Source organism: Niastella populi (genome assembly GCF_002078015.1).
Classification (GTDB): domain Bacteria; phylum Bacteroidota; class Bacteroidia; order Chitinophagales; family Chitinophagaceae; genus Niastella; species Niastella populi.
In genome coordinates this window covers 64,887-80,077 of sequence record NZ_LWBP01000134.1, presented here as the reverse complement: position 1 = coordinate 80,077, position 15,191 = coordinate 64,887, and the positions used below count along the sequence as shown (strand labels likewise).

Here is a 15,191-nt window from a genome sequence, read left to right as displayed (position 1 = left end):
ATTATCAACTTGTAGCTGTTAGTGTTTGAATTACAGGCGATTATAGAACAACGAGTGTTAGTATGTCGTAAGGCAGGATCAGTAGAGGTTGAATATTCCGGGTTAGTAAGTTTCAGTAGAAAGTTTAGCCATGAAAAAAGTAAAGTCATCTGTTGCAGGATGGCTTTTTTTTGTAAAAGATTCCCAAATTGTGATGATAAAACATTGGGTTATACGTTTGTAAGCGGTAATTCGTTAAATTGAACACTTCCTGATCAGTTATTCGATGTTGAAATGGCTTTTGTAACTTTACATGTTTAAAATTGTTAATTATGTCACTGTTTAACACAAATAAGAATAAAGACAAAAAGAAAGGCAGTCCAACTACAGGCAACAAAGCGCCCATTCCAACCAAAGGAAAAAGCAACACGAAAGGAGCTGCCAAATCAACACGTGTGGCCGGTCGTGCTCAAAGAGGGTCATAGTACCATCGTTTCCACATAACGTTGTTAAAAGTACCCACTTACCGGTAGGGTGTTTTATAACTTGTTGATCAGAGGATCTTCAATTAAAAATGTTTTAATGTAAAACTACCAGCTGCCTGCCTGGCTATTCCGGCATAGTTGTTGGGAAATTACCGTTTTAATTACATTTAAAAAGGAGGGTTCTTATGAACACAAGAAAGAACGCAACAAGAACGAGAACTGAGGAGTTTGAATTGATGGTTGACAACATTCCGTTTATTGTAAAAGCCACCTCTTTTCAAACCTACACCATGGAAACGCAATACCGGGTAAGTGTAAATGGAAGTCCCGTGTATATTTTTGGATGGCATCCGGAATTGAAGAAAGTAACGGCCATCGACAGAGGTACTGCCGCGAATAATATTCCGCCGAAGGTTGCTGACGCAATAGGCGATCAGTTGTATAACCGGATGGCAGCGTGAGAATACCTTTTGTAAAATTTTAAATGAAGCCCCGAGCTAATCGGGGCTTTTTTTTATTGTAATATTTAATTAACTTTCCATTTAATATATAAAACCAGAATATAACGGTATGGGCTATAGTACAATCCTTTTCCGCCGTTATATTTCATAGCGCAGCCAGCGCTGCATTCGAAGAATTAAACCCTTAATGAAACGGTTGTTTTTTCAATTTAATTGGTTTTGATCGCTTTTGAACTAATTATAAAATACGATTATGCTTGCATAATAGAAGTTTTGTTGTATGCAGTCCTATATTAACCACCTGCTTTCTGATATTGCCGAAGCCTGCCGGGAAGAACGACCTGAAACGTATTCATCAGCATCCGCCGAAAATGATGTGGAAGCCGTTGAGCGATATTTCGAGGAAGTGGAGCGTTGGCTCGAAAATGAACCGGAACATGATTTCAGCTACTATAGCGGTTTGCAGAAAGAACAGTTTCCGCCGGCGGAAAAACTTACCGATGAGCAAATGGAATCGGTGAGCCTTGCGTTTGAAAAGCTGTTATTTACCTGGAATATCGGGGTAGAAATGCCCGAGAAATTACCGGCACCCCAAAAATATAATCTGCTCGTAAGCGTACTTGAAAGAAAAGTAGCCATTGTGGAAAACGGATTTGAAACCATTGAGTTTTGTTCGTACGACCCGCCTTCCTGTCCGTTCAATGAATGGTGCACCTGTAAAGAGCTGGGCCTCAAAGATCATTATGATGATGATGGGGAGGATGTTGATCCGGATAGTATTCCTTTTTAAAGCTGTTAAAAAATTGTGCGGTTTCTTTTTCTGAAAATGGAAATCGTAAACATACCTTTGGCCGGTATAAAGGAAAAATATTACTTATGGACATCAGCGGCAAAATTATTCAGTTCTTACCGGTTCAATCGGGCCAGGGAAAAAACGGTACCTGGAAAAAACAGGAATTTATTCTTGAAACCGGCGATCAGTATCCTAAAAAGGTATGTATCGCTGTTTGGGGCGATAAAATTGATATGGGTAGCTTTAAAACCGGCGATCTGGTTGATGTTTCTTTTGATGTGGAAAGCCGGGAATACAATGGTCGTTGGTACACCGACGTAAAGGCATGGAAAATGGGTAAAAAAGGCGGCGCCTCAGGCCCCGACACCAGCGCCAGCTATAATGATGTACAGGGAACATCTTTCACTGCATCATCGGGCGGTGACGACGATCTGCCATTCTAAGCAGCCTTATTAAAAAATGAGCGGAGATAGTTACTCGCATTATATGCATTAACTACCTCCGCTTTTTATATTGCGAGAACCGTCCTTGCCGTTATTGAATTTTCAGATTGTATTTCTGTGCCTGCTGCCTGATTATTTTTTCAATTTCACTCTCCAGTGTTCGTTCATTCGTTTTTGTTGACCGGCGTGCTTTTTCTGCAGCAATAAATGCATCTCTCTTTACCGATACAGCGGAGATCTCTTTTTGAATGTTTGTACGTTCCCTGCTTTTGGTGGCGACGATCTGTTTTATCTCGTTCCGGCTTTTATTCTTTAGCTCGTCGGGCAGTGTGTTCAACGCTACTTTATCCAAAACAGTGGCATCGTCATTGCTGGCATCAACCAGGTCCCAGCTTGAATTATTGTACAATTGCTTCTTGCCTTTAACAGCAACCCGCTGTGCGGCTGCAGCTTTGTTATTTTTGTAATTCAATTGATCTACTTCAGCCTGTTTTGATGCATTGGCCCTGCCTGCTTGTCCATAACCGATATACGTGGCGTTCAACTGAATATTCAATTGAAATAAAACAGTGTCGTATGGTGTGGCAATATCAATCACTTCAGCATTCTGATTGATATTGGTAAAGCTGCCGGTACCGCATTCGCTGCCCAGGTTCCAGTGTTCTTTTATGCCCTGCATTCTGTCGCCGCAATAGATGGTATTGATGATAACACCTTTTTTCTTTGCTTCTGAGCACGCCCTGGTAAAAGGAATATCACCCTGTAGAAAATCTTCGTTGCCGGCTATGAAAATAACTTTATAGTTATCGGGACTGGCATCCCATTCAAGGCTGGTTAATGAAGTGTACATAACATGCCCGCAGTATTCATCGCCGCCATTGGTAGTCAGTTTGAAAAGGTTACGCGATACTTCATCGAGGTCGCGGGTAAAATAATTGATCTGTTTTACATAACCTGAACGGGAATCATTGGTAGGGCGGCCATATTCATATAAGGCAATTTCAACGGTTGGAGCAACGTCATTGCAGGTAGCTTTACCCAGTACGCTAACCATATTCCATAATTGGGCTTTGGCCTGTTCTATCAATCCATCCATACTGTTGCTTACATCGAGCAGCACGGCAACCTGTACTTTTCTGGCGGCAGGCGGAGCTGGATGTTGAGGCAATGGGTTTTCGGGTGAGGTTGGTTGCGCAGCCAGAGGCTTTTTATAATACATGAACGCGGTAGCTCCCATGATCAAAAGACTACCGGCAAACAGCTTATTCAGGGTGTTCATAATTTTCTGGTTTTCTTTTCAGATGCATTCATTTTGGCTTTACATAAACGAATAAAAAATATCAGGTTGCTTTTAGATTATTTTAACATTTATGCGATTGGGTTCTTTCGCTTATTTTAGTGGTTGTGACGGAATTAGAAAAAATAGCATTCAAGAACAGGTTAAAGCTGGCCGGCGAGCACATCATTGAACAGCGCATCGCTGCCGCGAAAACGCTTATCGATAATGCGCAGGAGGCTGCCAATAATGAAGAAAAAAGTTCTGCCGGCGATAAATATGAAACGGCGCGGGCTATGAACCAGTTGGAAAAGGAAATGCATTCGAAACAGCTGGCCGCGCAGGTAAAGGAACTGGCCTTGTTACATGAAGTAAAAACCGATGTAATTTATACGAAGGTTTCCCCGGGCGCCTGTATTGAAGGGGCCGGAATGATCTTTTTTATTGCGGCGGGTTTGGGTAAACAAACAATGGAAGAAAAACTGGTACTGTACCTTTCGCCACTGGCCCCACTGGCAAAAACCCTGCATAGCAAAAAAGCCGGTGATCTGTTTGTATTCGGTGGAAAGGAAGTTAGGATCGATGCGGTTTATTGATATGGACTGCCAGGAGTTTTCTGCCTTCTTTTACTGTATCTTGCGCCCTTATAAAAACATCATACTAAGTACAATGGCATCAACAAAAATTACAGTTAACAGCAATGGTTCTTTACGGGTAGAAGGTGATTTTGAGATTGTAGATAAAAACGGAAATGTATATGACCTGGGTGGCCGTGAAGTTGTTTCCATATGCCGTTGTGGTATGTCACAGAACAAACCGTTTTGCGATGGCTCACACAAAGGGCATTTTGAACATGAAGCGGTTGCTTTCAACCTGCCGCCCAAAAAATAAAACTGCTCCCGGCAGTTTTATTCTGCACTGGTGCTAACGGATTTCAGTTCTTCAAAAATCCCCGTCTGTCTGTTTTTACGAACATTATCCCAGTTAAAATAGCGGCCGTTCATTGCCACGTATACGCCTGGCGGCAGGGATTGTACAAAAGCAAGAGCGCTGCCGAGGTTGAACAGGCCATCGGAACTACCGAACTTAATGGGAATCATGGCGCCGGTTAAAACAATTGTTTTACCGGAAACCTGGTTTGCCAGCACCCGCGCTGTTTCTGCCATGGTATCGGTTCCATGTGTTATTACGATCTTCTCTTCTTCACATTGCTCGCATTCATCTGCAATATAATTACGGTGGTCGGCGGTCATTTCAAGGCTGTCGATCATCATCAGCGTTTTGATATTTACCGGTAACCGGCTTCGCCCTAATGAAAGCAGCTCCTGCATGTGGGTATCTTTAAAATACAACTCACCGTTCAGTTCATTGTATTCCTTATCAAAAGTTCCTCCCGTAATAAAAATGCGGATCGCCATAGTGCAATATTTGATGATGCAAAGATACCCTCTTTATCAGGCATTTATAGAGAAATTGAATATGTGAATGAACGCAGAAGAATCGTTAAAAAACATTCATTGTACATGTAAAAGCGGTTGATATTATTTAACGATACGCTGAATTTGATGTTGACACAATTGTTGATTTTTACAGTTCATGTACCATAATATGCATTTCAAACTACTCATGTAAACAACAGCCCCGTTCGCTTGCTAATATTGCATCGTGCTTCACCGCCAGCAAAGTATAGCCAATACCGCAGAGGTGAAGATGAACAAATTACAAACAACACATAATTACAAGTATGAAAAAAGTTTTCCTGTTGGCCGGTGCAATGGCCATGCTGGTTTTAAGTTCCTGTAAGAAAGACAAAGATTCAAATGATGACAATAACGGGGGCCACACGAAACTGTTAAAGAAAGTTACAAAAACAGAGAATGGTAACACCAATGTATTCAACCTTACCTACAATGGCAGCAAACTGAGATCATTCAGCAGCGCCGATGGACTTGAGTCAACCGTGTTGACGCTCGACGGTTCAGGAAATATATCAAAAATTGAGTACAGGGACCATAACGACTATACCACCTATACTTATTCGTACCACGACGGTATTCCGGTTTCAGGCACTGTAAAAACAATTCAAAAAGTTGCCGGTGAACCCGATGATATCATCCAGGATGATGTGCTTACCTATACGGTAGTAAATAACCAGGTTACAAAGATCGTGAAGGAAATGAAACTGGCCGATGAAACGGAAACAGCCAATATTACTTATGGCAGCGATGGCAACGTGGCGAAAGTAACGCTCGAAGGCGATATGCAGGGAACTGTTGTTTTTACCTGGGGCATAAAGCGACCCGGTTTTCCAACTGTTTCAAAATGGCTGCTCGATGTTGGGTACACGCTTCAGTTTTTTGCCCGGAATGAAATGTTGACCGCCGGTTATGATTTCGAAGGCACCTTATTCGATTACACACTCACAACACAGTATACATATGATAAGGACGGATATCCTTTAACCTCCAACGACGGAGAAATTCAGTTGAAGTTTGAGTATTAAGCACTCAGTATAAGCCGAAAAGCAAAAGACATCCCCTGCCATTTTTGGTAGGGGATTTGTTTTTCTTCCCGTGCTGTTGCGCCGGATTAGTCAATTTGCCGCCAATTCGTTCAAAATGTTATAAAAAAGCAGGGAAAGGCCTTAATGCTGCTATTTCGCCGATGGTGATTATTTTTGCAAACTAATACGATCAGGATGAAGATACTTTTAGTTGAAGACGAGGCTGCATTGGCTGGGATGCTAAGTAAGGGTTTGAAGGAAGCGGGATATGAAGTGTCTGTAGCGCCCGACGGCCTAATTGGTCATGACATGGCATTCAAGAACCAGTTTGATGTATTGATTCTTGATATTATGTTGCCGGGGATGAACGGCATGCAGTTATGTAAAGAATTGCGCCGGCAACAGGTTGATACACCCATCCTGATGCTGACCGCCCTCGGCACCACTGAAAATATTGTGGCCGGTCTTGACAGCGGTGCAGATGATTACCTGGTGAAACCTTTCCAGTTTGCCGAGCTGGAGGCACGGCTAAGAACGCTGGCCCGCCGCAAATCACTGGGAAATAACAACGGGCAAACCGATATATTGCAGATCGGAAACCTTTCGCTGAATACCAGCACCCGTTCGGCCACCCTGAATAGTGAACCGGTGAACCTGACTGCAACGGAATACCGGCTGCTTGAATTCATGTTACAGAACCGGGGCCGGGTGTTGAGCCGCATGGAGCTTTTGGAAAATGTGTGGGGCATCGATTTCAACATGAGTACCAATGTGGTGGATGTATATGTGAATTACCTCCGTAAAAAAATTGATACCAATCCCGCCCAGAAACTGATCCATACCATGATAGGGATGGGATATATTCTTAAAGAAGACAAAAAATAGCCTGCCACTTGAAAATTCAAACACAAACCGCCTTACTCTTTACCGTACTTACGGCCCTGTTGATCCTGTTCATCAGCTTTACAACTTATTATTTTGTAAGCCGGTTTGCATCAAACGATTTTCTGAAACGGCTTGAATTACGGGTAAGAGTAGCTGCCAAGTTACGGTTCGAACAAAATAAAGTTTCGACCGTAACCTACCATGAACTGCGGCGGCAATACCTCGAAGTACTGCCAAAGGAGCAGGAATACCTGCTTACCTGGGATAGTGTCAGCAATACTATTGAACCTAAGGTACCTAACCTGCCCCAGTCATTTTACTGGAATGTAATAGAAGCGGGTGGTAATACGGTATATATAGAAAAAGGAAAAGTGCATTATGCAGGCATTTTATATCATGATGACGGGAAGAAGTACCTGGTTATAAAGTCGGCGGTGAACGATTACGCCAACCGCCTGTTGGGCACCTTACTGCGGGCAAAGATCGCAACATTTATTGTAGGTGTGTTGCTGGTATTTACAGTGGGCATATTCTTTAGCCGCAAAACTTTCCAGCCGGTGCGGCAACTGATCAGTAAAGTGCAGGACATCAGTGCGCATAATCTTCACCTGCGGTTGGAGCTTAAGAAAGGTAAAGATGAAATGACCGAGCTGGCGCATACATTCAATACCATGCTCGACCGCCTGCAAACGGCATTTGAAACTCAGAATAATTTCGTGAGCAACGCTTCGCATGAACTGCGTACACCTTTAACCACTATTATGGGCGAAGCAGATATTGCATTAAAGAAGGCCCGCACCAATGAAGAATACCGCCAGAGTTTACAGGTGATCTTAAATGAGGCCGGCAAACTGGATCATTTGACCAGCAGCCTGCTTGCACTGGCGCAAAGCGGATTCGATGGTAAAAAACAACGCCGCACGCTTGTAAGGGCCGACGAACTGGTTTGTGAAGTAAAACAGGCTATCGATGAATTACATCCCGATAACCGGGTACAATTGCATTTTGGTGAGCTTCCGCCAAACGAACAACAGTTGTTAGTTGAAGGAAATTATCATTTATTGAAACTGGCTGTAACCAATATAGTGGTGAACGCCTGCAAATACAGTAACGACCGGCCCGTGCAGCTTACACTCTATGTAGTGAAAGACAAAATAAAGATCGGCATCGTCGATGAAGGCATAGGAATACCAGCTTCTGAGCTTAAATATGTTTTTGAACCGTTTTACCGGGCTTCCAATACCGACAGGTTTGAAGGTCATGGAGTAGGGCTGCCATTGGCTCGTAATATTATCCGGTTACACAACGGAGAATTACTAATAAGTTCGCAGGAAGGAAAGGGAACCAATGTAGAGATCGTTCTGCGTTCACAGCCTTCTTAATGTTTCTTAATGATTCTAATCCTATTCTTATTTCCTTTTTAATGTATTCTTAAGTATGTCTTAAGGGCCTCTAATTCCATTATACCAGCTTTGCAACTGTAAACGTCATTGTTTAATTTAATGATTACAGTATGCGCAATGTATTGGTACCCACCGATTTTACTCCTGCAACTTTTGATCTGGTAGAGAATACCATTCAAACTATGGGCGAACAGGTATTGAACATCATGTTGTTCCACGCTTTTCAAATGCCATTTTTTGCCGGCGACCTTATAAGAAATCAACGGAAGCCATATCATGATCTGTTAACGGATGCTTTTAGAAATAACTGCAAACAAATAAAACAACAGTATCCTAAAAAGGTAAATACAATTACATTCCGTCACCTGTATGGCAATACGCCTGCGGTGTTCCGCAATTTTGTTGATGCCAATGAGATCGATCTTATTATTTACCCCGAAGATCATGAGTTCATCAAGGTGCACGCCGATAGCGTAGATCCTGAACAGATGTTCAAAAAAAGCGGCCTTCCTTTACTGCGCCAGTTTAAATCAAAACGCCGGGTAATTACCATGCCCGAGATCCAGGCTGTGGAAGAAGAAGCTGTTGCCCTGCTGAGACTGTTGAACGCACAACGTTAATGAGTTACGTGTTTTCGGTTGATGAACTGTATGAATCTTGATTCATTAAGCTAAACTTTACGTGGATGTTACTAAAAAAAAATATACCGATAGGTTATGTGTTTGGAAAAGTAAAGGTTGAATTGGTCATAATACTGTTGTATAGTTTAGCCATTGCAGTAATACATGAATGGTTCCTCGAGGTGCCGATAAGTATTCCATTAGCGGTGCCGGCCGTATTGGGCACCGTAATATCATTGCTGCTTGGTTTCAGAAGCAATCAGGCATATGATCGCTGGTGGGAAGCACGGCAGGTATGGGGAGCCATCGTGAACGATTCACGTACGCTGGCACGACAGGTGCTGAACTTTACCGGTAGTCAGTACGAAGAAGATGATGTGCATATCTGGCGTCAACGGATGATCCGCCGGCAAATTGCCTGGTGTTATGCACTGGGGCAAAGCCTGCGCCGCCTGAACCCTACCATCGGGTTGGAGAAATATTTAAGCAGAAAGGAAATGGAATACCTTACCCGCTTCAATAACGTTCCCATGGCCATGCTCGATCAGCATGGAAAAGACCTTCGTCGTGCCCTCGAAGAAGGTTATATAAACAGATATCAGCAAATGGAAATTGACAAAACGCTTACCCGCCTCTGCGATGCCATGGGCAAATGTGAACGCATAAAGAATACCGTATTTCCAAGTACCTATAGTTTATATATCCATTTCTCTTTGTTGTTATTTATAGCCATGCTGCCTTTCGGCGTGATCGATTATTTCGGTTTTCTTGAAGTGCCGTTGGTGGTAGCCATCAGTGCCTCTTTTTTACTGATTGAAAAAATGGCCATTCATTTACAGGACCCGTTTGAGAACAAACCAACCGATACGCCTATGACCGCAATAGCCGGCACTATAGAAAAAGATCTGAAACAATTGATGCATGATCAGGACCTGCCTGAAGACAAGCGCCAGGAAAAATATTATTATATCATGTAGAGATAGCTTCGTGTGTCAGGTGAAAACAGATCTCCTCCCTTTTTGGACCGGGGATTTGTTGTTTTGAAATATTTATATAGTTTTGCATCGAAATTATTTCGCGCATTAAGTATCATGATTACATCCACCACATACAACACAGGTATAAACGCCAATGCAGTCATCAGGGCTGTAATTGCCAGTACTTGTATTGTCTTTATAGGAAATGGGGAGACAAACCCGTTACCGGATAAAAGGGGGTAATCGTATACTATCAATATACTATGGCCTTCCCGGCATCCGGGAGGGCTTTTTTGTTTGTCTCCCCGCAACAATTCTCCAGGCCTTTAGATATTAATTATTAATCAGCAATATGAAATTCATACTCAAAACAATAATCAGCGTATTCACTGAACATGTTCGGTGACGTTAGGTATGTTTTGCATGTTGCAGAAGCCTCCCGTCACGCCGCGTGACGGGAGGCTTTTTTTATTCATTCTTTATAGAAATACTTTATGAAACGGTTACAGCAATTCAGAAATATAGGAATTATGGCTCATGTGGATGCAGGTAAAACAACAATTACGGAACGCATTCTTTATTATACCGGCTTTATTCATCGGTTAGGAAATGTCGACGATGGCAATACGGTGATGGATAGCGATCCGCAGGAAGAGAAAAGAGGGATCACAATTTCTTCGGCTGCCATAACCACTTATTGGGATCATTCAGGAGAAAGATACCAGGTGAACATTATCGATACCCCTGGTCACGTTGATTTTACTGCCGAGGTAGAAAGATCGTTGCGTGTACTGGATGGAGCCGTTGCGGTGTTTTGTGCAAAATCGGGCGTACAACCGCAATCGGAAACGGTATGGCGCCAGGCCGACCGGTATAACATACCACGTATTGTAATGATCAATAAAATGGACAGGCAGGGCGCACATTTTATGCATGTGGTACATGAAATAAAGACGCAGTTACATGCAAATGCAGTTCCGATACAGTTGCCCATTGGCGCAGAAGATGATTTTTGCGGTATTATCGATCTGATAACCATGAAGGCATTGCTTTGGAACAGCGACGATGGAAAGCGTTTTGAAGTGGGCGGCATCCCGGATCATTTATTACCCTATGCGGAGGAACAACGAAATCATTTGCTGGAAGAATTATCGCTTACAAATGAAACGTTGTTTGAGCAGTTTACCAGCAATGCATCGGCCATACCAGCTGAAAGTATTTATAGCGCCTTGCGCGAAGCAACTATAAATATGCAGGTGGTGCCGGTGGTATGCGGTGCCGCGTATAAGAACAAAGGCATTCAGCCGTTGCTCGATGCGGTTGTGCAATACCTGCCTTCACCGGCTGATATTGCTGATGTTACAGGAACGGATCCATTGACCGGCAAACTGAAAACCGTAAGTACAGACGTTGCTGCGCCATTCGCCGGACTGGCTTTCAAGATCATCACGAATGATTATACAGGCAAGCTGGCGTTGGTTAGAGTATATTCCGGTGTATTGCGGCAGGGAGATACTGTATGGAACAGCCGCACAGGAAAGAAAATAAGGGTGAGCCGTTTAATGCGCATCATGAGTGATAAGTATGAAACGGTTGAGCAGATTGGCGCAGGCGATATCGTCGCAATGGTAGGAATGAAAGAAGTAAGGACCGGCGATACGCTGGCAGATCCTGGCAGGCCGGTGTTGCTGGAAAGCATTGTTTTTCCCGAGCCTATGATAGGGTATGCAATCGAAGCAAGATCATCGAAGGAAACCGGTAAGTTAAGCGAAGCATTAGCGCGGTTGCTCGACGAAGATCCTACCCTTTTGGTAGAAACAGATAGGGAAACGGGTCAAACCCTTCTGAAAGGAATGGGAGAGTTGCACCTGGAAGTTGTGCTGGAAAGGTTAGCCACTGAATATGAAGTGGAGGTGAATAAGGGGCAGCCGCAGATCGCGTATAAGGAAATATTCACCCAGGCCATTATTCACAGGGAGGTGTTTAAAAAACAGAATGGGGGCTCTGGCAATTTTGCAGAGATCCATTTTGAACTTTCTCCACGTGAACATAATTCGCCGGGGCTGGAATTTGTTGATGAGGTCAAAGGCGGCGCCATACCCAGGGAGTTCATTGCTTCCGTTCAAAAAGGATTTGCGGCGGCCATGCAATGCGGTATGCTGGCAGGTTATCCTGTACAATCTATGCGTATACGATTGTTCGATGGCGATATTCATCAAAAGGATTCTCATGCACAGGATTTTGAACAGGTGGCCGGCATGGGCTTTAAGGCAGCTGCGTTGAAAGCCGCGCCAAAGTTATTGGAGCCTGTTATGCAGGTTGATATAACTACACCCGGCGAATATACAGGCGCTGTTACCGGTGACTTAAATCGCCGGCGCGGCATCATCAGGGGAATTGAGATGAAAGCTAATGTGCAGTGTATTAAGGCAGAAGTTCCTTTGTCGTGTTTATTCGGGTATATCAATACGTTAAGAAGCATTTCGTCCGGAAGGGCGGCAGTTTCTTTAACGTTCCATGATTATCAGCTGGCTCCTGATAATGTGGTAGTTGTTTAATCATGATACGATGTGTACAAGGCTTCCTAATGGGAAGCCTTGTTTTATTTTATAAAAAAAACGTATCCATTCTTTTTTGATTTGAATATTCTTACTAGCTTTGCTGTATGATTCGCAACAATTCATATTTACTGTCTTTATCACTCAGTTGTTACAGCAACGATCTGAAGGACGGTTATATTCATGCGAATAAGAGTTAAAGTAAATACATAACTTAAATAAGCATAAGCCCTTCAGGTAAAAACTTGAAGGGTTTTTTTTTAGCCCTTTAGCCCAACGGGAGAGGCTGCTGTCTTAGAAACAGTATAGTGTGAGTTCGAATCTCACAGGGGCTACGTGTATGCCCGGCCGTATAGTCCAACAGGGAGGAGACAACAGACTTAAAATCTGTACAGTCCAGGTTCAAATCCCGGTGCGGCTACATTTGAGCAGGTACTCAATGCTGACATGGAGATTGGTCTGCAAAACCAATTTAACGTGGGTTTAATTCCCATCCTGCTCTCAACTTATTGGAAGGTTAGCATAACCGGTAATGAAGCAGTCTTGAAAACTGCCGTACGTATAACAGCGTTTGCAGGTTCGAGTCCTGTACCTTCCGCATTGTCCGTTGAAGCATTAGCGACAGCAGACATCACCCGCCGAAGCTCTGGCGAAGGCGGGCATTAACACATGAGTTCACGGAGAGTAGGCCAGATATTGGTTTGCTGCGGCATCCTGCTAAGATGTTTCTCGTTTAACCACGGGATGAAGGTTCGATTCCTTTGCTCTCCGCCATTGTAAGTCAAAGCTGTCAGATAGCGGCAAAGGCGGATATTTTCAGGGCGTCGGTAACCATGGAGGCGTTACGCCAGACTGTAAATCTGGTACACACGAAACACAGAAGATTCGAATTCTTCACGCCCTACCAGGTTTTCATCTAAGTATGGAGTTGAGTTGACAATTAGAATTTACTTAACTTTTAGTTTTCAAAACAAAAGAGTAATATTATGGTATAACCGTTATGTTATGCTCTTCCCGTTGTTAATTCTGGCCGTTTTGCTGATACCTGTATTAGGTGCTCACCATATTTCCCTTGCTGTATATAAAACGCTGGCCAAAGCCGAGAAACCGAATGCGAAAGTGATTCGCATTATAACAATGATTGGGAGTTATATAGTTATCCTGGCCGCAATACTTGCGCTGATACTTTTCAATATCAGCTTTGAGCGATAGCCTGTTTTTTATTTGTTCTCCAGATAAACCATTCAGCCAGCAACAGGTTGGGAACAAATCCCATCCAGGCATCTATCATATATAGGGTAAGCGGGTCGGGGTGAAATACGCCCGCAAGAATTATTTTCCATGAACGCAAAGTGATGGCCGAGAAGGTCAACGCAAAACTGCGGATCATGAATCGTTTATGCTTATTGATCTCTTTGTTGCGCGCGGCTATAACAGCTTTTAAGGTGAACCAGAACCAAAGACAGTCAAGAAGTATAAAAGCGATTTTCGAAGGAAGCAGCCCGTTTGCATAATATGCCATAATCATGGCTGCGGGAAAATTAATGATAAGAATATCCACTGCGTAGATCCACCCTACAATACGGTGTAAGCGCCGGTATTTTTTTAAGATGACATCTGAAAACTGCGTGAGGCCGGCGGCAAGCGCCAGCACGCTGCTGAACACGTGGGTATAGAAGGCCGCTTTCCATAGTGGAATGTTAATGTAATCCTGTTTGTACCTGAGAAAATGGATATCTGTTTCAAAGGAAGAATATTCAATAGCCATATGTAGCATAAGGTATGTTCCAATGCAGAGTGCTACATATGCAATGAAGGAACCCAGTATGGAGGCAGCTGTCTTCACGCGGAGGAGTTCGTTGATTGATTAAAAATAAAAAAGCGATCATAACTTTCATAATGATCACTTTCAATCTATAAAGTTTGGGAGGATATTAACGGCCGTTGGCGGCTTCAGGCCGGAAGGCAGGGATTTCCTTAGAAACCCCGGCCAAAGAAAAAGGCAGCTATGAAATTGCTTCATAACTGCCTGCTTTTCTTCGTGGTGTGGGGCGGGATCGAACCGCCGACACAAGGATTTTCAGTCCTTTGCTCTACCGACTGAGCTACCGCACCTTTTCCCGATTGAAACCCATTGGTTAAATCGGGCAGCAAAAATAGGAGATATTCCTAACAAAACGGCAAAAAAATTAAAAAGAATTCCTGCTTTCTGGCATTAATTTTAAAAAAAAGCATCCCGGTTCGGTGGGATGCTGTCGGCTTATTCATTATTCATGCCCTTATTGCAGTCTCTTTATTTTATTTCGTACAAAAATTCAGTTTTAAATCACTTCCACCGGCACCTTTTTCTTCTCGGCCAATGTATCAGGATTCAATTCCAAAATCAACTGCTTTACTTCAGGTGTGAGTTGATTCGTGATCTCTTTCTTGTCCTGCTCCGGCGCTGCCCTTTTTATTGTTTCGGGATTGGTTTTTGGGCCGGCATCTGCCACTTCCCCTTCAGAATCTATGATCAATTCAGACCCTGCCGCTTTCTCAAAAAGCGGATCATCGATCCAATGACTGTCATCTAATGTTTTGGAGGCAGACTTTTTATTTTCTGTACCATTGAAAGCCGGAGCGGCTTTGTCGGGGTTATCAGAACCAAATGAGGGAACCGTATTGTTATTGTAGTCCTTGTTGAAGGACAAAAGATTGCTGACCTCGCTCTTCTTGATCATTACTCCATACACACCAGCCAGCATAAGGCATGAAATGCCCATGAGTACAATGGTTTTCATCAGGATTTAATTTTAGCGTTCAGGAGTT

Annotated in this window: 16 protein-coding genes and 7 tRNA genes; 18 read left to right on the top strand and 5 right to left on the bottom strand. The window is 43.3% G+C overall.

Annotated elements, in window-relative coordinates; translation table 11 throughout:
• Positions 1-311: 311 nt before the first annotated feature.
• From A4R26_RS34945 to A4R26_RS12635, 4 genes are all read left to right on the top strand, one after another.
• Entirely contained in the window at positions 312-464 is a 153-nt protein-coding gene (locus A4R26_RS34945; RefSeq protein WP_165760251.1) for a hypothetical protein, read from the top strand.
• A gap of 185 nt (positions 465-649) precedes the next feature.
• Entirely contained in the window at positions 650-925 is a 276-nt protein-coding gene (locus tag A4R26_RS12645; RefSeq protein WP_081164133.1) for a hypothetical protein, read from the top strand.
• Between the two features lie 280 nt (positions 926-1,205).
• Positions 1,206-1,715 (top strand): hypothetical protein, encoded by a 510-nt coding sequence (locus A4R26_RS12640; RefSeq protein WP_081164132.1) that lies wholly within the window; start codon positions 1,206-1,208, stop codon positions 1,713-1,715.
• 86 nt (positions 1,716-1,801) lie between these two features.
• Positions 1,802-2,161 (top strand): DUF3127 domain-containing protein, encoded by a 360-nt coding sequence (locus tag A4R26_RS12635; RefSeq protein ID WP_081164131.1) that lies wholly within the window; start codon positions 1,802-1,804, stop codon positions 2,159-2,161.
• 91 nt (positions 2,162-2,252) lie between these two features.
• On the opposite strand, the gene A4R26_RS12630 is transcribed toward A4R26_RS12635, so the two are convergent.
• Entirely contained in the window at positions 2,253-3,440 is a 1,188-nt protein-coding gene (locus A4R26_RS12630; protein ID WP_081164130.1) for a vWA domain-containing protein, read from the bottom strand.
• A 125-nt stretch (positions 3,441-3,565) separates the two neighbouring features.
• Between A4R26_RS12630 and A4R26_RS12625 the strand changes: the two genes are divergently transcribed.
• The gene (locus A4R26_RS12625; protein WP_165760250.1) at positions 3,566-4,033 is read left to right on the top strand and encodes a hypothetical protein; all 468 of its coding nucleotides are present in this window, start codon (positions 3,566-3,568) and stop codon (positions 4,031-4,033) included.
• 73 nt (positions 4,034-4,106) lie between these two features.
• Entirely contained in the window at positions 4,107-4,328 is a 222-nt protein-coding gene (locus A4R26_RS12620; protein ID WP_081164128.1) for a CDGSH iron-sulfur domain-containing protein, read from the top strand.
• 17 nt (positions 4,329-4,345) lie between these two features.
• Here A4R26_RS12620 and A4R26_RS12615 read toward each other — a convergent pair whose 3' ends face one another.
• Complete coding sequence (locus tag A4R26_RS12615; RefSeq protein WP_107685833.1) at positions 4,346-4,855, bottom strand: asparaginase domain-containing protein; 510 nt, start codon at positions 4,853-4,855, stop codon at positions 4,346-4,348.
• A gap of 326 nt (positions 4,856-5,181) precedes the next feature.
• Between A4R26_RS12615 and A4R26_RS12610 the strand changes: the two genes are divergently transcribed.
• From A4R26_RS12610 to A4R26_RS34930, 12 genes are all read left to right on the top strand, one after another.
• The gene (locus A4R26_RS12610) at positions 5,182-5,940 is read left to right on the top strand and encodes a hypothetical protein (RefSeq protein ID WP_081164126.1); all 759 of its coding nucleotides are present in this window, start codon (positions 5,182-5,184) and stop codon (positions 5,938-5,940) included.
• Positions 5,941-6,135: 195 nt separating this feature from the next.
• A complete protein-coding gene (locus A4R26_RS12605; RefSeq protein ID WP_081164125.1) occupies positions 6,136-6,825 on the top strand; it encodes a response regulator transcription factor in 690 nt (229 codons plus the stop codon).
• A gap of 8 nt (positions 6,826-6,833) precedes the next feature.
• Complete coding sequence (locus A4R26_RS12600; protein WP_081164124.1) at positions 6,834-8,207, top strand: HAMP domain-containing sensor histidine kinase; 1,374 nt, start codon at positions 6,834-6,836, stop codon at positions 8,205-8,207.
• 131 nt (positions 8,208-8,338) lie between these two features.
• Positions 8,339-8,848: an adenine nucleotide alpha hydrolase family protein gene (locus A4R26_RS12595; protein WP_081164123.1), complete on the top strand. Its 510-nt coding sequence runs from the start codon at positions 8,339-8,341 to the stop codon at positions 8,846-8,848.
• Positions 8,849-8,913: 65 nt separating this feature from the next.
• On the top strand, positions 8,914-9,825 hold the full coding sequence (locus A4R26_RS12590; protein WP_081164122.1) for a bestrophin family protein: 912 nt from the start codon (positions 8,914-8,916) through the stop codon (positions 9,823-9,825).
• A 530-nt stretch (positions 9,826-10,355) separates the two neighbouring features.
• Positions 10,356-12,383 (top strand): elongation factor G, encoded by a 2,028-nt coding sequence (gene fusA / locus A4R26_RS12580; RefSeq protein ID WP_439330558.1) that lies wholly within the window; start codon positions 10,356-10,358, stop codon positions 12,381-12,383.
• A gap of 262 nt (positions 12,384-12,645) precedes the next feature.
• Positions 12,646-12,718, top strand: a tRNA-Leu gene (locus A4R26_RS12575).
• 11 nt (positions 12,719-12,729) lie between these two features.
• Positions 12,730-12,804, top strand: a tRNA-Leu gene (locus A4R26_RS12570).
• A gap of 5 nt (positions 12,805-12,809) precedes the next feature.
• Positions 12,810-12,885, top strand: a tRNA-Cys gene (locus A4R26_RS34940).
• A gap of 9 nt (positions 12,886-12,894) precedes the next feature.
• A tRNA-Ser gene (locus A4R26_RS12565) sits at positions 12,895-12,981 on the top strand.
• Between the two features lie 81 nt (positions 12,982-13,062).
• Positions 13,063-13,157: transfer RNA gene (locus A4R26_RS34935), tRNA-Ser, on the top strand.
• Positions 13,158-13,201: 44 nt separating this feature from the next.
• Positions 13,202-13,290 (top strand) — tRNA-Tyr (locus A4R26_RS34930).
• A 288-nt stretch (positions 13,291-13,578) separates the two neighbouring features.
• Here the strand turns inward: A4R26_RS34930 and A4R26_RS12555 are convergent.
• From A4R26_RS12555 to A4R26_RS12545, 3 genes are all read right to left on the bottom strand, one after another.
• On the bottom strand, positions 13,579-14,151 hold the full coding sequence (locus A4R26_RS12555) for a DUF2306 domain-containing protein (RefSeq protein WP_207625740.1): 573 nt from the start codon (positions 14,149-14,151) through the stop codon (positions 13,579-13,581).
• Between the two features lie 274 nt (positions 14,152-14,425).
• A tRNA-Phe gene (locus A4R26_RS12550) sits at positions 14,426-14,498 on the bottom strand.
• A gap of 206 nt (positions 14,499-14,704) precedes the next feature.
• Entirely contained in the window at positions 14,705-15,163 is a 459-nt protein-coding gene (locus tag A4R26_RS12545; protein ID WP_081164117.1) for a hypothetical protein, read from the bottom strand.
• Positions 15,164-15,191: the final 28 nt, after the last annotated feature.